The sequence below is a fragment of the Bradyrhizobium semiaridum genome (genome assembly GCF_020329505.1).
GTDB lineage: Bacteria > Pseudomonadota > Alphaproteobacteria > Rhizobiales > Xanthobacteraceae > Bradyrhizobium > Bradyrhizobium semiaridum.
The window spans coordinates 230,651-252,050 of sequence record NZ_JAGKJJ010000004.1 but is presented as its reverse complement, the minus strand read 5'-3'; the positions used below and the strand labels follow the sequence as shown (position 1 = coordinate 252,050).

14 protein-coding genes and 1 pseudogene are annotated in these 21,400 nt (G+C 66.1%); 6 read left to right on the top strand and 9 right to left on the bottom strand.

Going from position 1 to position 21,400, the window contains the following annotated elements; genetic code table 11:
- Window positions 1-42: 42 nt before the first annotated feature.
- The 5 genes from J6500_RS07385 to J6500_RS07365 all read right to left on the bottom strand — a co-directional run bounded on the left by J6500_RS07385 (window position 43) and on the right by J6500_RS07365 (window position 9,783).
- Window positions 43-3,147 (bottom strand): efflux RND transporter permease subunit, encoded by a 3,105-nt coding sequence (locus J6500_RS07385; RefSeq protein ID WP_225712019.1) that lies wholly within the window; start codon window positions 3,145-3,147, stop codon window positions 43-45.
- Window positions 3,144-6,290 (bottom strand): efflux RND transporter permease subunit, encoded by a 3,147-nt coding sequence (locus J6500_RS07380; RefSeq protein ID WP_225712018.1) that lies wholly within the window; start codon window positions 6,288-6,290, stop codon window positions 3,144-3,146. The genes J6500_RS07385 and J6500_RS07380 overlap by 4 nt, the downstream gene beginning before the upstream one ends.
- Window positions 6,291-6,338: 48 nt before the next feature.
- Complete coding sequence (locus J6500_RS07375) at window positions 6,339-7,766, bottom strand: efflux RND transporter periplasmic adaptor subunit (RefSeq protein ID WP_225712017.1); 1,428 nt, start codon at window positions 7,764-7,766, stop codon at window positions 6,339-6,341.
- Window positions 7,756-9,246 (bottom strand): efflux transporter outer membrane subunit, encoded by a 1,491-nt coding sequence (locus J6500_RS07370; protein ID WP_376707763.1) that lies wholly within the window; start codon window positions 9,244-9,246, stop codon window positions 7,756-7,758. Before J6500_RS07370 ends, J6500_RS07375 begins: the two co-directional genes overlap by 11 nt.
- 195 nt (window positions 9,247-9,441) lie before the next feature.
- Window positions 9,442-9,783 carry a hypothetical protein gene (locus J6500_RS07365; RefSeq protein ID WP_225712016.1) on the bottom strand — a complete coding sequence of 114 codons (342 nt, stop codon included), beginning with the start codon at window positions 9,781-9,783 and terminating at the stop codon, window positions 9,442-9,444.
- A 63-nt stretch (window positions 9,784-9,846) separates the two neighbouring features.
- On the opposite strand from J6500_RS07365, the gene J6500_RS07360 reads away from it, so the two are divergent.
- Window positions 9,847-10,881: a cysteine synthase A gene (locus J6500_RS07360; RefSeq protein WP_225712015.1), complete on the top strand. Its 1,035-nt coding sequence runs from the start codon at window positions 9,847-9,849 to the stop codon at window positions 10,879-10,881.
- Window positions 10,882-10,951: 70 nt separating this feature from the next.
- Here J6500_RS07360 and J6500_RS07355 read toward each other — a convergent pair whose 3' ends face one another.
- From J6500_RS07355 to J6500_RS07340, 4 genes are read right to left on the bottom strand one after another with little or no spacing between them, the layout of a single operon-like run.
- Window positions 10,952-11,692, bottom strand: a complete 741-nt coding sequence (locus J6500_RS07355; protein ID WP_225712014.1) for an amino acid ABC transporter ATP-binding protein — start codon at window positions 11,690-11,692, stop codon at window positions 10,952-10,954.
- Window positions 11,693-11,703: 11 nt separating this feature from the next.
- Entirely contained in the window at window positions 11,704-13,224 is a 1,521-nt protein-coding gene (locus tag J6500_RS07350; protein WP_225712013.1) for an amino acid ABC transporter permease, read from the bottom strand.
- Complete coding sequence (locus J6500_RS07345; protein WP_225712012.1) at window positions 13,221-14,426, bottom strand: amino acid ABC transporter permease; 1,206 nt, start codon at window positions 14,424-14,426, stop codon at window positions 13,221-13,223. Before J6500_RS07345 ends, J6500_RS07350 begins: the two co-directional genes overlap by 4 nt.
- 23 nt (window positions 14,427-14,449) lie before the next feature.
- The gene (locus tag J6500_RS07340; RefSeq protein ID WP_225712011.1) at window positions 14,450-15,466 is read right to left on the bottom strand and encodes an amino acid ABC transporter substrate-binding protein; all 1,017 of its coding nucleotides are present in this window, start codon (window positions 15,464-15,466) and stop codon (window positions 14,450-14,452) included.
- Between the two features lie 320 nt (window positions 15,467-15,786).
- On the opposite strand from J6500_RS07340, the gene metC reads away from it, so the two are divergent.
- The 5 genes and pseudogenes from metC to J6500_RS07315 form a co-directional block, all read left to right on the top strand.
- Window positions 15,787-16,983, top strand: coding sequence for a cystathionine beta-lyase (metC, locus tag J6500_RS07335; RefSeq protein WP_225712010.1), 1,197 nt, complete (start codon window positions 15,787-15,789; stop codon window positions 16,981-16,983).
- Between the two features lie 278 nt (window positions 16,984-17,261).
- Window positions 17,262-18,065 carry a Flp pilus assembly protein CpaB gene (gene cpaB / locus J6500_RS07330; RefSeq protein WP_225712009.1) on the top strand — a complete coding sequence of 268 codons (804 nt, stop codon included), beginning with the start codon at window positions 17,262-17,264 and terminating at the stop codon, window positions 18,063-18,065.
- A gap of 40 nt (window positions 18,066-18,105) precedes the next feature.
- On the top strand, window positions 18,106-19,551 hold the full coding sequence (locus J6500_RS07325; protein WP_225712008.1) for a type II and III secretion system protein family protein: 1,446 nt from the start codon (window positions 18,106-18,108) through the stop codon (window positions 19,549-19,551).
- Between the two features lie 29 nt (window positions 19,552-19,580).
- Window positions 19,581-20,303 (top strand): CpaD family pilus assembly protein, encoded by a 723-nt coding sequence (locus tag J6500_RS07320; RefSeq protein WP_225712007.1) that lies wholly within the window; start codon window positions 19,581-19,583, stop codon window positions 20,301-20,303.
- Window positions 20,300-21,376 (top strand): annotated as a pseudogene (locus tag J6500_RS07315) (AAA family ATPase); the annotation flags it as partial. The gene J6500_RS07320 and the pseudogene J6500_RS07315, both read left to right, overlap by 4 nt.
- Window positions 21,377-21,400: the final 24 nt, after the last annotated feature.

The window sequence follows — 21,400 nt, the reverse complement described above, 5'->3', positions numbered from 1 at the left end:
GGAGACGGGAACTGGATGCGGCTTGCGGAACGATGCCTCAGATTATTCTGCCGGCGCAGGTACCGCGGATGGTGCCCGGCGCTGCCGCAGCCGGTCGATCAACAGGTAGATCACCGGCGTCGTGTACAGCGTCAGGATCTGCGACACGAACAGGCCGCCGATGATGGTGATGCCGAGCGGCCGGCGCAGCTCGGTGCCCGGGCCGGTCGCAATGACCAGCGGAATGCCGGCGAACAGGGCTGCCATCGTCGTCATCAGGATCGGGCGGAACCGCGCTCGGCAGGCCTCGAAGATCGCATCGCGCGACGACAGGCCCTGGTGGCGCTCGGCCTCCAGCGCGAAGTCGACCATCATGATGCCGTTCTTCTTGACGATGCCGATCAAGAGGATGATGCCGACGAACGCGATCACGGTCAGCGGCGTGTTGGTAACCTGCAGCGCCAGCAGCGCGCCGAGACCGGCCGACGGCAAGGTCGAGATGATCGTGATCGGATGCGCGAGACTCTCGTAGAGAACCCCGAGCACGATATACATCGCCACCAGCGCGCCGAGGATCAGAAGCGGCTGCCGCCCGCTGGTCTTGTTGAAGTCGCCGGCATTGCCATCGAAGCTGCCGCGAATGCCCTCGGGCATATGGAGCTCGTTGACCGCCTGCTGGATGTTCGTGGTCGCGACCTCCAGCGGCACGTCGGGCAGCAGGTTGAACGACACTGTGGTCGAGGGGAAGCCGCCGGAGTGGTAGACCGCGAGCGGCGACAGGCCGCGCTGGTAACGCACCAGCGCCGACAGCGGCACCTGCGCGTCGCCGGCGCCGGCGACATAGACGCGGTCGAGATTCGATGGGTCGCTCTGGAATTTCGGGTCGGTCTCCAGCACCACCATGTACTGGTTGCGCTGGGTATAGATGATCGAGATCTGCCGCTGCGCGAAGGCGTTATTGAGCGCGTTGTCGATATCCTGGACGCGGACGCCGAGGCTGGAGGCGGTCTTGCGGTCGATCACGAGATTGAGCTGCAGGCCGCCCGGATCGCGGTCGGAGGAAACGTCAGTGATGCCCTCCACCGTTTCCATCCGCTTGGCCACCAGTGGCGCCCATTTCTGCAACAGCTCGAGGTCGGTCGAGGCCAGCGTGTACTGGTAGTCGGAATCGCTCTGCCGGCCGCCGGTGCGGATGTCCTGCGCCGCGAACATGAACAGGCGGATGCCCGGCACCATGAACAGATTGCGGCGCAGCCGGTCGATCACCTGCGCGGTCGAGAGCCCGCCGCGCTCCTCCGGCGGCTTCAGGCTGATGAACATGGTGCCGCGGTTCGAGGTCGCCCCGCCCGGCCCGCCGCCAGAGCCGACCGACGAACCGATGCCGGCGACCGCGGGATCGGCCATCACGATATCCGCCAGCCGCTGCTGCAAGGAGAGCATGGCCTGGAACGAGATATCAGCCGAGGCCCGCGTCGAGCCGATCACAAAGCCGCTGTCGTCGGTCGGGAAATAGCCCTTCGGCGTCTTGATGTAGAGCGTCACCGTCAGCGCGATGGTGGCGAAGAACACGATCAGGGTCAGAAACGGATAGCCGAGCACGGTCCGCAGCGTCGAGGTGTAGAACGCGACGACGCGGGACAGCGTGCCCTCGATGGCGCGGTCGTACCAGGTGGCGTGCTCGGAGGTCGCTTCCTTGATGTAGTGCGCGCAGATCATCGGCGTGACGGTGAGCGACACCACGGTCGAGACCGCGATCGCGAACACCAGCGTCAGCGAAAACTCGCGCAGCAGCCGGCCGACCACGCCGTCCATGAAGATCAGCGGCGTGAATGCCGCGATCAGCGACAGCGAGATCGACAGCACGGTGAAGCCGATCTGCTTGGCGCCTTCGAGCGCGGCCGGATATGGGGCCATGCCCTGCTCGAGATTGCGGTACATGTTCTCAATCATCACGATGGCGTCGTCGACCACGAAGCCGACCGAGATCGCCAGCGCCATCAGCGACAGGTTGTCGATCGAGAAGCCGGCCAGCCACATCCCGGCGCAGGTGCCGGCCAGCGCCAGCGGCACCGAGACGCCGGCGGCAATCGTCGGCACCATGCGGCGCAGGAACACGAACACCACGACCATGACAAGCACCACGGTCGCCAGCAGCGTGAACTGCATGTCCTCGACGCTGGCGCGGATCGTGCCGGTGCGATCGACCAGGGTCGAGATCTCGACCCCCGCGGGGATCCATTTCTTCAGCTCGGGGATCAGGGCGCGGACGCGGTCGACGGTGTCGATGACGTTGGCATCGCCCTGCTTGGTGATCTGCATCAGCACCGCCGGCTGCTTGTTGAACCAGGCGATCGAGCGCGAATTGCGGACGGAATCCTCGACCTCGGCGACGTCGGCGAGGCGAACGAAATTGCCGTTCGAGCTCTTGATGATGATATCGCGGAACTCGGCTGCGGTGCGCATCTGCTTGTTGATCGACAGCGTCTCGCTCTGCCGACCGCCGTTGAAGATGCCGACCGGCCCGAGCGGGTTGGCGTTGATGATCGCAAGCCGGACGTCGTCGGTCGCGATCCCGGCGTTGGCGAGCGCGACCGGGTTGAGCGCGATCCGCACCGCCGGCTGGTCGGCACCGGATACGGTCACCTCGCCGACCCCCGGCACCTGCGAGATGCGCTGCGCCAGCACGGTGTCGGCGACGTCGTACATCGCGCTGGTCGAGATCGTCTTCGAGGTCAGCGCCAGCACGAACACTGGCGCCGCGGCCGGATTGGCCTTGCGGAATTTTGGCAGCGACGGCAGGTCGCTCGGCAAATCGGCGAGCGAGGCGTTGATCGCGGCCTGCACGTCGCGCGCGGCGCGGTCGATGTCGCGGCCGATCGAGAACTGTACCTGGATGCTGGTGGTGCCGAGCGAGCTGGTCGAGGTGATCTGGTCGACGCCCGCGATGGTGCCGAGCTTGCGCTCCAGCGGCGCGGCGACGGTCGCGGCCATCACAGAAGGGTCGGCGCCGGGCCGCGACGCCGAGACCCGGATGGTCGGGAAGTCGACATTGGGAACCGACGACACCGGCAGGAACTGATAGGCCACCGCGCCGATCAGGAACAGTCCGATCGCAAGCAGCGTGGTGCCGACCGGCCTGCGGATGAACGGCTCCGAGATCGACATCACTGGATGCCTTCGGTCGCGCCCGCCGTCGGCGGGCCACGCGGACCGGGATCCGGCACCGCATTCTCGATCCGGCGGTTGAGCCGGTCGAGCGCGAGATAGATCACCGGCGTGGTGTAGAGCGTCAGCAGCTGGCTCAGCAACAGGCCGCCGATGATCGAGATGCCGAGCGGAAAGCGCAGCTCGGCGCCGGTGCCGCTTTCGATCGCGAGCGGCAGCGCGCCGAACAGCGCCGCCAGCGTCGTCATCATGATCGGGCGGAAGCGCAGCAGGCAGGCCTGCACGATCGCGTCATAGGACGACATGCCCTGGTGGCGCTCGGCATCCAGCGCGAAGTCGATCATCATGATCGCGTTCTTCTTGACGATGCCCATCAACAGAATGATGCCGATCAGCCCGATCACCGAGAGATCCTGCCCGCACAGCATCAAGGCGAGGATGGCGCCGACGCCGGCCGAGGGCAGCGTCGAGAGGATGGTGATCGGGTGGATGTAGCTCTCGTAGAGCACCCCGAGCACGATGTAGATCGTGACGATCGCAGCCAATATCAGCCAGGGCTGTCCGGCCAGCGAGCGGGCGAATTCGGCGGCATCGCCGGAATAGATGCCGGCGATGCTGCCGGGCATGCCGATCCTACTCTCGATTAGCTTCACCGCATCGACCGCGTCGCCGAGCGCCTCGCCCGGCGCCAGGTTGAAGCTGAGCGAGGCCGACGGGAACTGGGCCTGGTGCGAGATCGCCAGCGGCGCCGTGGTCCGCGTCAACGTCGCCACCGCCGACAGCGGCACCTGCCCGGCCGGGCTGCCCACTGTTGCCGCGACGCCCGGAACGTACAGCTTCGACAGGATCGACGGATCGCGCTGATACATCGGCAGCGCTTCCAGCACGACGCGGTACTGGTTGGCCTGGCCGTAGATGGTCGAGATCTGCCGCTGTGCGAAGGCATCGTTCAGCGTGTCGTTGATGACTTGCAGGCTAACGCCGAGCTGGCCGGCGCGCTGGCGGTCGATGTTGAGCGCCGCGCGCAGGCCGCCCTCCTGCGCCTCCGAGGAGACGTCGCGGAAGATCGGGTCGCGCCGCATCTCCGCGACCAGCTTCTGCGCCCATTGCGCGATCTCGGCGGCATCGGTGCCGGTCAGCGTGTACTGGTATTGCGAGCGGCTCGACTGCGTCGAGATCTGCACGTCCTGTACCGGCTGGAAGTACACGGTCATGCCGGGAACCGCTGCCACCTTCTGCTTCAACCGCTCGACCACTTTAGCAACGCCGTCGCTCCGCTCGTCGAGCGGTTTCAGCGTCATCACCAGGCGGCCGACATTGGTGGTCGGGTTGACCGAGCCCGAGCCAATCACCGAGACCACGCCGATCACATCAGGGTCGGCCTTGATGATGTTGGAGACCGCGGTCTGCCGGCGCTGCATCTCGGCGAACGACACGTCGGGACCGGCCTCGGTCACCGCCGTGATCGAGGAGGTGTCCTGCAGCGGCAGGAACCCTTTCGGCGCCAGCACATACATCACGAGCGTCAGCGCGATGGTGGCGAACGTCACGAACAGCGTGGCGCGCTGGCGCTGCAGCACCCAGAGCAGCGTGCTGTGATATAGCGTCACGGTCCAGTCGATGAACCGGCTGATCGCGGCAAGGCCGGGAATCGCGACCTCCTCGTGGATGTTCTTGAGCAGCCGCGAGCACATCATCGGCGTCAGCGTCAGCGAGACGATCGCCGAGGTCACGACCGCGATCGTCAGGGTCAGCGCGAACTCGCGGAACATGCGGCCGACCAGGCCGGACATGAACAGCAGCGGGATGAACACCGCGATCAGCGACACTGTCAGCGAGATCACGGTGAAGCCGATCTCGCTGGCGCCCTTGAGCGAGGCCTCCATCACCGTCTCGCCTTCTTCCATATGGCGGACGATGTTCTCGATCATGACGATGGCGTCGTCGACCACAAAGCCGGTTCCGATGGTCAGTGCCATCAGCGACAGATTGTCGAGGCTGAAGCCGGCGAAATACATGATGCCGAAGCTGGTGATCAGCGACAGCGGCAGCGCCACGCCGGCGATCAGGGTGGCGCGCAGCGACCGCAGGAACAGCAGCACCACCAAGGTCACCAACACGACGCTGAGCACCAGCGTGAACTGGACGTCGTGGACCGAGGCGCGGATCGTCACGGTGCGGTCGGAGACGATGGTCAGGTTGACGCCGGCCGGAACCGCGCGCTGCATCCGCGGGATCTCGTTCCTGATCTGCTTGACGACGTCGATCACATTGGCGCCCGGCTGGCGCTGGATGTCGATGATGACGGCCGGCGTGCCGTTGTACCAGCCGCCGGTGCGGTCGTTCTCCAGCCCGTCGATGATCTGGGCGACGTCGCCGATCGTCACCGGCGAGCCGTTGCGGTAGGTGATGATGATCGGCCTGTAGGCATCGGCGGCGGCGATTTGGTCGTTGGCGGAGATGGTGTAGGATTGCTGGGCGCCGTCGAGCGAGCCCTTCGGCCCCGAGACGTTGGCGCCGGCGATCGCGTTGCGCAAATCCTCCATCGAGATGCCATAGGCGGCAAGCCGGGCGAGATCCGCCTGCACGCGCACCGCCGGCTTCAGGCCGCCGAGGATCGAGACTCGGCCGACGCCGGAAATCTGCGCCAGCCGCTGCCCCAGCAGCGTGTCGGCGAGATCGCTCATCGCCCGCAGCGAGATCGTGTCCGAGGTCAGCGCCAGCGTCATGACCGGCGCGTCCGCCGGGTTCACCTTGTTGTAGACCGGCGGATACGGCAGCGTCTTCGGCAGGATGCCGGCGGCGGCGTTGATCGCCGCTTGGACGTCCTGGGTCGCGCCATCGATGTCGCGGTTGAGGTCGAACTGCAGCGAGATCTGGCTGACGCCGAACGAGCTCGTCGAGTTCATCGACGACAGCGACGGGATCTGGCCGAGCTGCCGCTCCAGCGGCGCGGTGATCAGCGACGCCACGACGTCGGGGCTGGCGCCGGGCAATTGCGTCGTCACCTGCACGGTCGGGAAGTCGACCTGCGGCAGCGCCGAGACCGGGAGCGCCCAATAGCCGAGCGCGCCGCCGATCATCAGGGCGATGCCGAGTAGCGAGGTCGCGATCGGCCGGCGGATGAACGGTTCGGAGACGCTCATGGCTGCGTGCTCGCTGTCGGATCGATCATTACGGGGCCGGTGGTTGCGTCATGGCTGCGACTTCGCCGCGCCCGACTGTTCGCCCCCTGCCGCCGGTGCCGGTCCGGTCTGCCCCTTCTGATCGCCTTCGCTGTGCTCAGGGCGGCCGCGATGCTCGCCACCTCTGCCCTGCCAGTCCTTCTTGCCCTCGCCGCCCTGGCCACCGCCGCGCTTGCCGTCGGGATTGCGGCTGCGCTTGCGCGGCGCGAGATCGGCGGCCGGCGCGCCGTCGTCCTTGCCGACCACGACCTTGGCGCCGTCGGCGAGATTGGCAAAACCCGTCGTCACGACGCGATCGGATGTGGTGAGACCGCTCGCGATCACGGCATCATGCTCGTTCTGCTGGGTCACCGTCACCGGCTTGGCGGTGACGATGTCGCCCTCGCCGATCACGTAACTGAAGGTGCCGGCCGGGCCGCGCTGCACCGCCGAGGTCGGCACCACGATGGCCTGCGGCAGCGTCTCGACCTTGAGGCGGACATTGACGAACTGGCCGGGCCAGAGCTGGTAATTGGCGTTGGGGAATTCGGCCTTCAGCTTCAGCGTGCCGGTGGTCGGATCGACCTGGTTGTCGATGCCGGTCAGCCTGCCGGTGTCGATCACGGTGACGCCGTCATTGCCGAACACGTCGACCGCAAGCTGGCCCTTTGCCGCGGCGGCATTGACCCGCATGATCTGCTGCTGCGGCAGGCTGAACCACACCGCGATCGGCTGCAACTGCGTCAGGATCACGAGCCCAGTGGTATCGGACGCGTGGATGATGTTGCCCTGATCGACCTGGCGCAGGCCGGCGCGGCCCGACATCGGCGCCACGATCTTGGTGTAGCTCAAGGTCGCGGCGGCGTTGTCGATCGCGGCCTGGTCGGACTTGATCAGCGCCTCCTGCTGCGCGACCAGCGCGCGCTGGGTGTCGGCCTGCTGCTTGGAGCCGGCGTTGCTGGCGGCAAGCTGTTCATAGCGCGCAAGGTCGAGCTTCTGGTTGGCGAGCAGCGCGACGTCCTGCGCCTTCTTGGCCACCGCCTGGTCGTACTGCGCCTGATAGATCGCGGGATCGATCTCGGCGAGCACGTCGTCCTTCTTGACGTCCTGCCCCTCGACGAAATTCACCTTGATCAGCTTGCCGTCGACCTGCGAGCGCACCGTCACCGTGTTGAGCGCCTTTACCGAGCCGACGCCGTCGAGATAGACCGGCACGTCCTGCACGCGCGGCGTCGCCGCCAGCACCGGCACCGGCAGATCGGGCCGGCCGAAGGCGCCGCGGCCATTGCCGCCGCCCTGCTTGGGCTGGAACGCAAGCCAGCCGAGATAGCCGAGCCCGCCGAGGATGACGAGCGTGACGAGCAGCGACACCAGGCGCCCAAGCACGCGCGAGAGCACGCTGCGCCTCGGCGGTGCCTTGCTTTTGTCGTCGTCTTTCGCGTCGGGCTTAAAGAGCATCGACCGGTCTTTCCATCTTCGGTTCCCAGCCGCCCCCCAGCGCCTGATACAGGCTCACGATTGCCAAAAGCCGGGCCAGCTGGGCCTGCGAATAGGCATCTTCCGCCTGGAATAGGGTCAGCTGCGTGTTTAGCACAGTTACGATATCGGCGGTGCCGGCGCGCAGCTGCTGCTCGGCCAGCTGGAACGCGCGGCGCGAGGCCGACAGCACGTCACGCTGCAATTGCAGCCTCCGCGTGGTTTCGCGAATCGCGACCAGCGCATTGTCCACGTCGGTGAACGACTGCACCACCGTCTTGCGATAGGTTTGCAGCAGCTCGTCCTGCCGCGCTTTCGCATTCTCGAAATTGCCCAAAATCCGTCCGCCGTCGAAGATCGGCTGGGTCGCACTGCCGACCAGGCTGAAGAACGCCGCATGCGGCTGGAACAGCGAGACCAGCGCCTGGCTCTGGTAGCCACCCTGCCCGGTCAGCTGGATGCTCGGGAAGAACTGCGCCCGCGCGCTGCCGACATTGGCGGTCGCCGAGGCGAGTTGCGCCTCCTGCCGGCGGATGTCCGGACGCTGCGTCAGCAATTCCGACGGCAGGCCCGGCGTCACCTTCGGAATGGCGATCGCATTGAGCGTGCCGCCGGCGATGCGCACGCTTTCCGGCGGCCGCGACACCAAGACCGCCAGCGCGTTGATGTTCTGGTCCAGCGTCTGCCGCAGCGGCGGCACCAGCGCGCGCTGGTTGGCGAGCACGCTCTCCTGCTGGGCGACGTCGAGATCGGTGCCGGTGCCGGCCTTGAAGCGGTCCTTGATCGCATTGAGGATGCGCTCGGCGCTGGCGATGTTGCGCTGGGCGGTCCGCAGCCGGTCCTGGGCGGCAAGCACGGTGAAATAGGCATTGGCGAGCGTGGTCAGCGTGGTCAGCGCCGTCACCTCGCGGTCGAACCGGCTGGCGATCGCGGTCTCCTCGGCGGCCTGCAGCGCGTCGCGGTTCTGGCCCCAGAAGTCGAGCTGATAGCTCGCGCTCAGCGAGGCGCTGTAGTTGACCACCTCGCGGCCGCCATTGGTGAGGCCGCTGGCGCTCGAGCCCGAGGTCCGCGAATAGGTCTCCTGTCCGGTGCCGTTGAGGGTCGGCAGCAGCGCCGCGCCGGCCTGCCGCGCCAGCGCATCGGCCTGGCGAAACCGTGCCACCGCGGCGGCAATGTCGAGGTTGACGGTCTGCGCCTCCTGCATCAGCTGTGTCAGTTCGGCCGAACGGAAGCTGCGCCACCAATCCAGCGTCGGCACGGCATCGCCCGGCTTGCCGAGCCGCGCGGCCTTGTAGCCCTGCGGCACGTCGAGCGCCGGATCGGGGATGTCCTGGGTCAAAATGCAGCCGGCGGAACTGGCGAGCAGCCCGAGCGCGACCAACGACCGTCCCGCAACCCGCCGCGCGCGGAGAGCAAGGCCAAGCCGGCCCTCAGGTACCGTCGCGAATGGAGACTGGGTCACACCCGTTCTCCGCCGAGCACAAACCTCGCCCGTGGCGCACCAATGACGCGTTGGGGGATGGTCTGAGAGACGTTCACGGGGCGATACTTCCAATGGAACCGGTCTGTCCCATCCTACCCTTCGGACAATGCAGCGGACAGTCCCGCCAGGACCGCATCCACGGCGTTCTCAGACACGCCGGAGCCTAGCCTTGCCCTATTTTTCAAGGCATTTTCGTGTGATCGGCGATCGCAATGGCGGCGCCATCCTTACGAAGATTTCATGGGGATTTCCCGCCCCTGTTGCGCCGAATCCGCAGCCAGCCGTGTCCGGGTGCAGATATCGGCGATCATCACGACGTTTCGATCCCGAGCGGATCGTTGCGGTCTCGCGCGCGAACTGACGCAAAACGCCGAGCTGCAACCAGATCCTGCCAAACAACCGCATCGTGGCAAAAGCGCATTCTCCGCGGTTCTCGAAGCAGCGCGGCGTCTTTCCGTTCACGCGGATCCGGCCCTTCGCCGCAGTGCAAAAGCCCTTTCCTTTTTTGCTCGGCACACTAGGTTCGCTGCAGGCAAGACTCTGCAAGTAAGGCTTGGACCGGCAAAGAAATTCCCCGACATGACATTCAACAAAGACGTCATCGAAGCGATCGGCAACACGCCGCTGATCAAGCTGAAGCGCGCTTCCGAGCTGACCGGCTGCACCATCCTCGGCAAGGCCGAGTTCATGAACCCCGGCCAGTCGGTGAAGGACCGCGCCGGCAAATGGATGATCCTGGAGGCCGAGAAGAGGGGTGACCTCAAACCGGGCGGTCTCGTCGTCGAATCGACCGCCGGCAATACCGGCATCGGGCTCGCGGTGGTGGCGAGCGCGCGCGGCTATCGCACCCTGATCGTGATTCCGGAGACGCAGAGCCAAGAAAAGAAGGACATGCTGCGGCTCTGCGGCGCCGAGCTGGTCGAGGCCCCGGCGCTGCCCTTCTCCAACCAGAACAACTACCAGCATCTCGGTCGCCGTCTCGCCGACCAGTTGCGCAAGACCGAGCCGAACGGCGTGCTGTTCGCCGACCAGTGGAACAACCTCGACAATCCCAAGGCGCATTACGAATCGACGGGCCCGGAAATCTGGCAGCAGACCGGCGGTAAGGTCGACGGTTTCATCTGCTCGGTCGGCACCGGCGGCACCCTCGCCGGCGTCAGCCGCTACCTGAAGGAAAGGAACAAGGACATCGTCACCGCCTGCGCCGATCCGCACGGCTTTGCGATGTACGAGCTGTTCAAGAACGGCGAGGTCAAGTCGACCCCCGGCGACTCCATCACCGAAGGCATCGGCCTCGGACGCAAAACCGCGGTCGTCGAGACCGCGAATGTCGACACAGCGTTCCTGATCTCCGACGAGGAAGCCGTCACCATCATCTATGAGCTGTTGGAGCACGAAGGCCTGTGCCTCGGCGGCTCGACCGGCGTCAACATCGCGGGCGCAATCCAGCTCGCCAAGCAGCTCGGCCCTGGCAAGACCATCGTCACCATCCTCTGCGACTCCGGCAACCGCTATCAGTCCAAGCTGTTCAACCCGGCCTTCATGCGCTCGAAGAACCTGCCGGTCCCGGAATGGCTGGAGAAGCGCAGCAAGATCGAACTGCCGTTCGTGTGAGACGCGAATAGCGAATGGTGAGTAGCGAATAGCGGGAATCCCTATTCGCCATTCGCTATTCTCTATTCGCTCACCTCAAAATCTGACTGAGGAACAGCTTCGACCGTGCATGCTGCGGGTTCGCGAAGAACTCCTGCGGCGTGTTCGACTCGATGATCTGGCCGGCGTCCATGAACACGACGCGGTTGGCGACCTCGCGAGCAAAGCCCATTTCGTGGGTCACCACCAGCATGGTCATGCCTTCCTTCGCGAGATCGACCATGGTGTCGAGCACCTCCTTGACCATTTCCGGGTCGAGCGCCGAGGTCGGCTCGTCGAACAGCATCACCTTCGGATTCATCGTGAGCGCGCGGGCGATCGCGACGCGCTGCTGCTGGCCGCCCGACATCTGGCCGGGGAATTTGCTGGCCTGATGCGGGATCTTGACCCGCTCCAGGAATTTCATCGCGGTCGCCTCGGCGTCCTTCTTCGGGATGTTGCGCACCCAGATCGGCGCCAGCGTGCAATTGTCCAGCACGGTGAGATGCGGGAACAGATTGAAGCTCTGGAACACCATGCCGACCTCGCGACGCACTTCGTCGACCCGGCGCAGATTCGGGCCGAGCTCGATGCCGTCGACCACGATCTCGCCTTCCTGGAATTCCTCCAGCGCGTTGATGCAGCGGATCAGGGTCGATTTGCCCGAGCCCGAGGGCCCGCAGATCACGATGCGCTCACCGCGGCCGACCTCGAGGTTGATGTCGCGCAGCACGTGGAAGTCGCCGTACCATTTGTTGAGACCGGATATGTTGACGATCGGATCTGTGGACATGGTGACCTTGTTCAGTTGCGGCGGTGGGCGTTGAGCCGGTTTTCGACGAACAGCGAGTAGCGCGACATGCCAAAGCAGAACACGAAGTAGATCATCCCGGCAAATGCAAAGCCGGTAAAGGCCGTTGTCGGGGTCGACCAGGTCGGGTCGGAGAAGGTCGCGTGCAGCGACCCGAGCAGGTCGAACAGCGCCACGATTGAGACCAGCGAGGTGTCCTTGAACAGCGCGATGAAGCTGTTGACGAGGCCGGGAATGACGTGGCGGAGCGCCTGCGGCATCACGATCAGCGACGTCGTCTTCCACCAGGACAGGCCGAGCGCGCTCGCCGCCTCGCCCTGCCCGCGCGGGATCGCCGCGAGGCCGCCGCGCACCACCTCGGCCTGATAGGCGCCGGCGAACAGCGCGATACCGATCAGCGCGCGGACCAGGCCGTCGACGTTGAAATTGCCGGGCAGGAACAGCGGCAGCATGTAGGTCGCGAAGAACAGCACTGTGATCAGGGGGACGCCGCGCCAGAACTCGATGAACGCGATCGAGAAGATCCGGATCAGCGGGATGGTCGAGCGGCGGCCGAGCGCCAGCGCGATGCCGATCGGCATCGAGGTGACGATGCCGGTGACCGACACCACCAGCGTGACCAGAAGGCCGCCCCAGAGCCGGGTGTCGACCAGAGGCAATCCGCCGCGGTCGAGTCCCAGCAGCTTGATCACGGCGGCGATGCCGGCAAAGGTCGCAAGGCTCGCAAGCAGCGCGCGATGCCCGGTGCGCAGGCCTCCGCCGAGGAAGAACAGGATCAGCGAGACGATCACCGCAGTGAGCAGGAAGTCGAACCACAGCGGCTGGCTCGACATCTGGAGCTGCTCGCGGAGCCAGGCCAGCGGAGAGATCACCCAGCCGATCAGGCTGCCGATGAAGACGATCAGCTTGCCGATGCCCCACAGCAAGGGACCGATCGCCGAGTTCTGGCTGAGATTGACCAGCACGGTCCCGGCATTGACGATGCTCTCGTCGAACAGCTGCAGCAGGCTCGCGACCCAGCTGACGCCGAAACCGGCCAGCCCGCCGCCGCGCAGCAGGAAGAACGCGACCACCGGAAAGGCGAAGAAGAACAGGCTGGCATTGATGCCCTTGGCCGGCAGCCGCGGGATCAGCAGCGGCAGCAGCAGCACGACCGCGAGGATGAAGGTCAAATTGACGCGCCAGCGCTCGGCTTCCGGATAGAAGCCGTAGATCAGCTGCGTGAGCTTGGCCTGGATGTAGGGCCAGCAGGCGCCGACCGGATGCCCGACAGTCTCTGCGAGGCACGCGTTGCGGTCCTTGCCGCTCCAGACCGCATCGACCAGCAGGAATTTCAACGCCGGAACGATCGTGTACCAGAGCAGCAACACGCCCAGGATCGTCAGCAGGATGTTGCTCGGCGAATTGAACAGCCGCGTGCGCAAGAAGCCGATCAGGCCGGTGGTCTTCACCGGCGCCGGGCGCTCCGGCACGAGGTCCTGGCGGACGAAGGACGACGCGGTGATGTCCGTCATGCCTCCAGGCTCCGGTTGATGCGCCAGCCATAGACGCTCATGACCGAGCTGGTGACCAGCGAGATCATCAGATAGACGCCCATCGTGATGGCGATGATCTCGATCGCCTGCCCGGTCTGGCTCAGCGTGGTGCCGGCGAACACCGAGACCAGGTCGGGATAGCCGATCGCGACCGCCAGCGACGAGTTCTTGGTCAGGTTGAGATACTGGTTGGTCAGCGGCGGCACGATCACGCGCATCGCCTGCGGCACCACGATCAGCCGCAGCGTGGCGCCGCGCGACAGGCCGAGCGACGAGCCGGCCTCCATCTGGCCCTTGTGAACGGACAGGATGCCGGCGCGGACGATCTCGGCGATGAAGGCCGCGGTGTAGGTCGACAGCGCGACCAAGAGCGCCACCAGCTCCGGAATGAACCGCGCCCCGCCGGCGAAGTTGAAGCCCTTCAATTGCGGCATTTCGAAAGTCAGCGGCACCCCGAACACCAGCATCGTCACGAGCGGCAAGCCGAACACGAGGCCCAGCACATAGGGCCAGATCCGGATCGCCTGCCCGCGCTGGAACAGCGCCCGCCGGGCATAGCTGCGCAGCACGAGCGCGCCGACGATGCCGATCGCGATCGCGGCCAGGAACGGATCGAGACCCGGCTCGCCGATCGGCTTCGGGATCACGAGGCCGCGGTTGGAGAGGAAGAAGGCGTTGAACAGCGAGATGCTCTGGCGCGGGCCCGGCAGCGCCGCCAGCACCGCAAGATACCAGAACAACAGCTGGAACAGCAGCGGCAGGTTGCGCACGGTCTCGACATAGATCTCGCCGATCCGCGCCAAGAGCCAGTTCGGCGACAGCCGGCACAGCGCCAGGATGAAGCCGATGATGGTGGCGAACACGATGCCGATCACCGCGACCAGCAGCGTGTTCAGCAGGCCGACCAGGAACACCCGCGTATAGGTGTCCGATCCCGAATACGGGATCAGGTTCAGGCTGACGTCGAAGCCCGCGGTATTCCTCATGAAGCCGAATCCGGAGGCGATGCGCTGCGTCTCCAGATTGGCGCGGGCATTGGCCACGATCTCATAGGCGACCCAGGCCAGCACCGCGGCGAACACGATCTGCACGGCAAGTCCGGTCCAGCCGGACTTGCCGCCCAGCATCCGCTTCAGGCGGAAGATGAATTGCGGCGGTGGTTTTCGGGGCTCAGACGTCATCGCCGCAGCCGCCTCGTCGCCGATCAGCGGATCGGAGGCGCGTACTGGATGCCGCCCTTGCTCCAGAGATTGTTGAGCCCGCGCGCGATCTGCAGTTTCGAGCCGGCGCCGACGTTGCGGTCATACATCTCGCCGTAATTGCCGACCGCCTTGATGATCCGTGAGAACCAGTCCTTGGTCAGGCCGAGCTGTTCGCCGAGATTGCCGTCGGTGCCGAAGGCGCGCTTCAGGTCCGGCTTGTCGGACTTCGCCATCTCGTCGACGTTCTTCATGTTGACGCCGAGCTCCTCGGCATTGATCTGGGCGAACAGCACCCATTTGACGATGTCGAACCACTGGTCGTCGCCGTGGCGCACCATCGGGCCGAGCGGCTCCTTGGAGATCACCTCGGGCAGCACGACGTGATCCGCCGGGTTGGCGAGCTTGAGGCGCTGCGCGTAGAGCTGGGAGACGTCCGACGTGAACACGTCGCAGCGGCCGGTCTCGTAGGCCTTCACGGTCTCGTCGGCGCCGGCGAACGCAATCACCTCATACTTCATGTTGTTGCCCTTGAAGTAGTCGGCGAGGTTCTGCTCGGTCGTGGTGCCGGTCTGCACGCAGACCGAGGCGCTGTTCAGCTCCAGCGCCGAGTTCACCTTCAGCGACTTCTTCACCAGGAAACCCTGCCCATCGTAATAGGTCACGCCGGTGAAGTTGGCGCCGAGCGAGGTGTCGCGCGACAGCGTCCAGGTGGTGTTGCGCGACAGCACGTCGATCTCGCCGGACTGCAGCGCCGTGAAGCGGTCCTTGGCCGACAGCGGCACGAACTTGACCTTGGTCGGATCGTCGAAGATCGCCGCGGCGATGCCGCGGCACAGATCGACGTCGATGCCGGTCCAGTTGCCCTTGTCATCGGGCGTCGAGAAGCCCGGCAGGCCGCCGCTGACGCCGCAGGACAGCTGACCCCGCTCCTTGACCGTCTTGAGGGTTTGCGCCGAGGCGGCTTGAGCCGACAGGGCGGCGACAGCGGCAAATGTCAAAACCAGGGAAACGCGTTTCATGGGCAGCCTTTCAGGGGTCGTCCGTTGGACGTTTACGTGCGATCGCCTCGCGTTCACGGGCCAGCCCAATGGATCCCCTGCGGCTGATAGGACTGAGCCGGCCGGCAATCTGGACGTGCACGGCGGTCAGGCAACGGATCGCAGGTCGCGGCAAGCCCCTCAACGTGCGGCGACTGGTAGTTGCGGCGCATCACATAGCGACTGACGTGCCGGGTCAAGGGGTTGACGTGGCTCTTCCGCGTCCTGTTAGTAACAGCTCCCCGGCTGTGGTCCTCCCGACGCGCGAGGCCGGTGGCAAAAAGTCTAATGGCGACGACCTCATGACCTCCTCCGACGGCTCCGACCCCTCCCGCCCGCAGCATGCCGCGACCCGCCTGGTCACGGCCGGCCGCGACACCAAGGCCCAGAAGGGTTTTGTCAATCCGCCGGTATTCCACGGCTCGACGGTGCTCTACCCGACCGCCGAGGACCTGCACGCCCACCGCGCCGAGTTTACCTATGGCCGTCACGGCTCTCCGACGACGCGCGCGCTACAGGACGTGCTGATGGCGCTGGAGGGGCCGCAATGCGCCGGCGTCGGCCTCGCCCCGTCGGGACTGGCCGCGATCTCGACCACGCTGCTCGCGGTGCTCAAAGCCGGCGACCATCTACTGGTCTGCGACAACGCCTACCGGCCGACGCGCAATTTCTGCAACGGCATGCTCAAGCGCCTCGGCATCGAGACCGACTATTTCGATCCCATGATCGGCGCCGGCATCGCAGCGCTGTTCAAGCCGAACACCCGCGCGGTGCTGGTCGAGGCGCCGGGCTCGCAATCCTTCGAGATGCCTGACATACGTGCGATCGCGGCGGCGGCGCATGCACACGGCGCGCTCGTGATCGACGACAACACTTGGGCGACGCCGTTGTATCACCGCTCGCTCGAACAGGGCGTCGACATCAGCATGCAGGCCGGCACCAAATATATCGGCGGTCATTCCGACATCATGTTCGGCACCATCTCGGCGAATGCCAGGGCCTGGCCGCTGGTCAGCGAGGCGATCCGCCTGCTCGGCGTCTGTGCCGGCCCCGACGATGTCTATCTCGCGCTGCGCGGCGTGCGCACGCTGTCGGTGCGGCTCGCGCAGCATCACCAGTCCGGCCTCGAGATGGCGCGCTGGCTCGCCGCCCGCCCCGAGGTCGCGCGCGTGCTGCATCCCGGCCTCGAGAGCGATCCGGGCCACGCGATCTGGAAGCGCGACTTCACCGGCGCCTCCGGCCTGTTCAGCATCGTGCTGAAGCCCGCGCCGCAGCAGGCCGTCGACACCATGCTCAACACGCTCAAACTATTCGGCATGGGTTTTTCCTGGGGCGGCTTCGAGAGTCTGGCGATCCCGTTCGACTGCAGCGAGTATCGTACCGCGACCAAATGGGCACCCGGCGGGCCCATGCTGCGGCTGCATATCGGGCTCGAGAATGTCGACGACCTCAAGGCCGATCTCGATCGCGGCTTCGCGGCGCTGAAGGCCGCGCTCTGATCCGCCGCGCGCGTTAGACGATATTAACCACGGCCGATCCGCGCGTGCATCGCGCGCCGCGGTGGGCGTTGCGCGCATCGTTCGCGCGCAACCTCCGGGATTCTGCGGAGATGCGGCCGCACCACTAACCAGCCGTTCACCATCCCCACCAATCCCTTAATCAGCAGGAGCTGCTGGCAAGTTCCCTTATACTTTTGCGGCCGTAGTCATGCTCTCGGGAAGGGCTGTCAGCACCGCAAGGTCGCGACCGCCCGCTGCAAGGGCATTCAGTCAGTCGCATGAAGACGGCACGCATCGTGGTCCTCGCCATTGCCGGCGTCGCAGGCCTCGCGGCCACCTATCTCGCGAGCGTGGGCGAACAGAAACCGGTGGCCGTCGCGCCGCCGGTCGTGCAATTGCCGACCGTCGAGGTGCTGGTGGCCAAGACCGACATCGGCCTCGGCCAGGCGATCAAGCCGGAAGATCTGCAATGGCAGCGCTGGCCGGCCGAGACCGCCAGCACCGCTTTCCTGCGCCAGGACACCAATCCCGATGCGATGAAGGACGTGATCGGCTCGATCGCGCGCTTCCCCTTCATCGTCGGCGAACCGATCCGCGAGCAGAAGCTGGTGAAGGCCAATGGCAGCGGCTTCATGGCCGCGATCCTGCCGTCCGGCATGCGCGCGATCTCCACCGAAATTTCGCCGGAGACCGGCGCCGGCGGCTTCATCCTGCCCGGCGACCGCGTCGACGTGATCTTCTCCAAGCGCGAGAAGAATCCCGACAAGTCCGGCACCGACGTCGTCTCGACCGAAGTCCTGCTGGCCAACGTCCGCGTGCTCGCGATCGACCAGGCGCCGAAGGAGAAGGACGGCAGCAACTCGCTGGTCGGCAAGACCGTAACCCTCGAGCTCAAGCCGGAGCAGGCCGAGACGCTGGCACGGGCCCGGCAGAGCGGCATCGTCACGCTGGCGCTGCGCAGCATCGTCGACGCCAACGAGAAGCCGGACGAGATCGCGAACAACGACCAGGCCCCGAAGCGGGGCGAGAGCATCAGGGTGGTGCGCTACGGCGTGCCCAGCTCTCAGACGACACAGAAGTGATGGGGGCTTCGACATGACATCGGCTGCGCGACAATTCACGATGCGGAGCGCACGGGCCCGCGCCCTACCCTTCACGGCCGTCGCTGCGCTGATGCTGCTGCCGATCCTGGCACCGGCGATCGCCGCCGATACCGACAAGAACGCCGATATCGCGGTCACCGGCGGCCTTCCCGTCAAGACCCGCTTCCTCTCGCTCGGCGTCGGCAAGTCGGTCGTGGTCGACCTGCCGCGCGAAGCCAAGGACGTGCTGGTCGCCGATCCCAAGATCGCCAACGCGGTGATCCGCTCGGCGCAGCGCGCCTACATCATCGGCGCCGCGGTCGGCCAGACCAACGTCGTGTTCTTCGATGCCGAGGGCCAGCAGGTCGGCTCCTACGACATCGCGATCAAGCGCGACCTCAACGGCATGCGCTCGGCGCTGAAGCAGATGCTGCCGGGCGTCAATATCGAGGGCGTCGGCGACAGCGTGGTGCTGACCGGCACGGTGGCCAGCCCGATCGAGGCCCAGCAGGCCGGCGACGTCGCCGCCAAGCTGGTCGGCAGCGCCGACAAGGTCGTCAACTCGATCGTGGTGCGCGGCCGCGACCAGGTGATGCTCAAGGTCACCGTGGCGGAGGTGCGGCGCGACGTCATCAAGCAGCTCGGCGTCGATCTCAGCGCCAGCATGAACTTCGGCACTGCGGCCGTGGTGTTCAACAACAGCAACCCGTTCACCGCGAATAGCGGCCCGCTGGTCGCCAATCAGTTGACCGGCGCGGCCCTCAACAAGCTGGGCCAGGCCTCGGTGACCGCAACGCTGCGCGCGATGGAAAGCGCCGGCGTGGTCAAGACGCTGGCCGAACCCAATCTCACGGCGATCTCCGGCGAGTCCGCGACCTTCGTGTCGGGCGGCGAGTTTCCGATCCCGACCGGCGTGACCTGCCAGACCTCGACCTCGGGCGCGATCGGCAATTGCGTGCAGACCGTCAGCTTCAAGAAATTCGGCATCTCGCTTAACTTCACGCCGGTGGTGCTGTCCGAGGGACGCATCAGCCTGAAGGTGATGACGGAAGTCTCCGAAGTCTCGACCGAGAACGCGCTCACCGGCGGCGCCGGCGGCACCACGATCCCCTCGATCAAGACCCGCCGCGCCGACACCACGCTGGAAGTCCCGTCCGGCGGCTCGATCGCGATGGCCGGCCTGATCCAGCAGCAGACCAAACAGGCGATCAACGGCATGCCCGGCGTCGATCAGATCCCGGTGCTCGGCCAGCTGTTCCGCAGCCAGGACTTCGTCAACAACGAGACCGAGCTGATGGTCATCGTGACGCCCTACGTGGTGCGCGCGGTCGCCCAGAAGGAGCTGTCGCGCCCCGATGACGGATTTGCGCCGGCGTCTGATGCGCAGTCGGCGCTGCTCGGACGCATCAATCGCCTCTACGGCGTCGCCGCCCGTGCCGAACCGGTCGGGGCCACGCCGGTCAATTTCGGCTTCATCATCGACTGACGTTGCGGCTCAGCCTGGGGGATCGAACGATGACACGCACCACAAAGACCGCCGGTGCCGGCGCCCTCCTCGCTGCGGCGATCGCGCTCGGCGGCTGCAACCTGACCGGCGATACCGTCACCGGAACGATCCCGCCGGACAATTACCGTCAGCGCCATCCGATCGCGATCACCGAAGGTGAGCAGTCGATCGTGGTGTTCGTCGGCCGCAGCCGCGGCAACCTGACCGAGCCGCAGCGCGACGACGTGATGGGGCTGGCGCGCAGCTGGCGCCGCGAAGGCACCGGCGCGATCGCGATCGACGTTCCCGTCGACACGCCGAACGCGCGCTCCGCGCAGGCGGTCTATCAGGATATCCGCGGCCTGCTGGCATCGATGGGCGTGCCCGCGCACGCCATCGTCAAGCGCACCTACCCGTCGGACGATCCGCGTGCGCTCGCCACCATCCGCCTCAGTTATCCCAAGATGGCGGCCGTCGCCGGCCCGTGCGGCCTGTGGCCGGCCGATCTCGGCCCCTCGATCGACAATCCCAATTACAACCAGAACAAGCAGTTCGACAATTTCGGCTGCGCCACGCAGCGCAACCTCGCCGCCATGGTCGCCAATCCGTCCGACCTCGAGCAGCCGCGCACCGAGACCGCGGCCTACACGCCGCGCCGCACCGTGGCGTTCGACCGCTACCGCAAGGGCGAGCCGACCACGACCACCTATCCCGAAACCGACAAGGCCAAGCTGAGCGACGCCGCGAAATGACCGCCCCACAGCAAGACGAGCCTTCGCACGCCGACGATTACATCGCGCCGGCGCCGCGAATCTCCGTGCAGGCGTTCTGCGCCACCGTCGCGACCGCCGCAGCGGCGCGCGCCGCCGCCGAGGACCGCCGGCTCGCCAAGGCTCACCTCTCGGTCCATATGGGCGGCATCACGGCGGCGATCGACGCCTACCACAAGGCTCCGACGCCCAACGTCATCATGCTGGAGACCGAGCCCGACCAGGACTTCCTCGCCGGCCTCGACGAGCTCGCGACCGTCTGCGATCCCGGCACCCGCGTCGTCGTGCTCGGCAGCGCCGGCGACGTCGCGCCCTATCGCGAGCTGGTGCGGCGCGGCGTCAACGACTATGTCGTCGGCCCCTTCAAGGTGCTCGACATCGTACGCACGATCTGCAGCCTGTTCTCCACCTCCGACGAGGCTTCAGTCGGCCGTATCATCGCCGTCACCGGCGCGAAGGGCGGCGTCGGCGCTTCCAGCGTCGCCCACAACGTCGCCTGGACCATCGCGCGCGACCTCGGGCTCGATTCCGTCGTGATCGATCTCGATCTCGCCTTCGGCACCGCCGGCCTCGACTACAACCAGGACCCCGTGCAGGGCATCGCCAACGCGGTGTTCTCGCCCGAGCGCCCGGACACCGCCTATATGGAACGCCTGCTCGCCAAATGCAGCGACCATCTCAGCCTGCTGGCAGCGCCCGCTACGCTCGATCAAGTCTATGATTTCGGCGCCGATGCGTTCGAAGCCATCTTCGACACCATGCGCATGACCACCTCCTGCGTCGTGCTCGACGTCCCGCATCAATGGACCGCCTGGACCAAGCGCACGCTGGTCGGCGCCGACGACATCCTGATCGTCGCCGAGCCCGACCTCGCCAATCTGCGCAACACCAAGAACATGCTGAACACGCTGAAATCGGCGCGGCCCAACGACCGGCCGCCGCTGTACTGCCTGAACCAGGTCGGCATGCCGAAGCGCCCCGAGATCGAGGTCAAGGAATTCGCCAAGACCATCGAGAGCCAGCCGATCGCCACCATTCCGTTCGACTGCCGGCTGGTCGCGGCGACTGGCTGCGACCGG

Bases quoted from the DNA above. Each gene is read 5' to 3' on its own strand.
- J6500_RS07320 (WP_225712007.1), top strand. From the start codon at position 19,581: ATGACACGCACCACAAAGACCGCCGGTGCCGGCGCCCTCCTCGCTGCG.
- cpaB (WP_225712009.1), top strand. From the start codon at position 17,262: ATGAAGACGGCACGCATCGTGGTCCTCGCCATTGCCGGCGTCGCAGGC.
- J6500_RS07340 (WP_225712011.1), bottom strand. From the start codon at position 15,466: ATGAAACGCGTTTCCCTGGTTTTGACATTTGCCGCTGTCGCCGCCCTG.
- J6500_RS07350 (WP_225712013.1), bottom strand. From the start codon at position 13,224: ATGACGGACATCACCGCGTCGTCCTTCGTCCGCCAGGACCTCGTGCCG.
- J6500_RS07360 (WP_225712015.1), top strand. From the start codon at position 9,847: ATGACATTCAACAAAGACGTCATCGAAGCGATCGGCAACACGCCGCTG.
- metC (WP_225712010.1), top strand. From the start codon at position 15,787: ATGACCTCCTCCGACGGCTCCGACCCCTCCCGCCCGCAGCATGCCGCG.
- J6500_RS07355 (WP_225712014.1), bottom strand. From the start codon at position 11,692: ATGTCCACAGATCCGATCGTCAACATATCCGGTCTCAACAAATGGTAC.
- J6500_RS07380 (WP_225712018.1), bottom strand. From the start codon at position 6,290: ATGAGCGTCTCCGAACCGTTCATCCGCCGGCCGATCGCGACCTCGCTA.
- J6500_RS07345 (WP_225712012.1), bottom strand. From the start codon at position 14,426: ATGACGTCTGAGCCCCGAAAACCACCGCCGCAATTCATCTTCCGCCTG.
- J6500_RS07325 (WP_225712008.1), top strand. From the start codon at position 18,106: ATGCGGAGCGCACGGGCCCGCGCCCTACCCTTCACGGCCGTCGCTGCG.
- J6500_RS07375 (WP_225712017.1), bottom strand. From the start codon at position 7,766: ATGCTCTTTAAGCCCGACGCGAAAGACGACGACAAAAGCAAGGCACCG.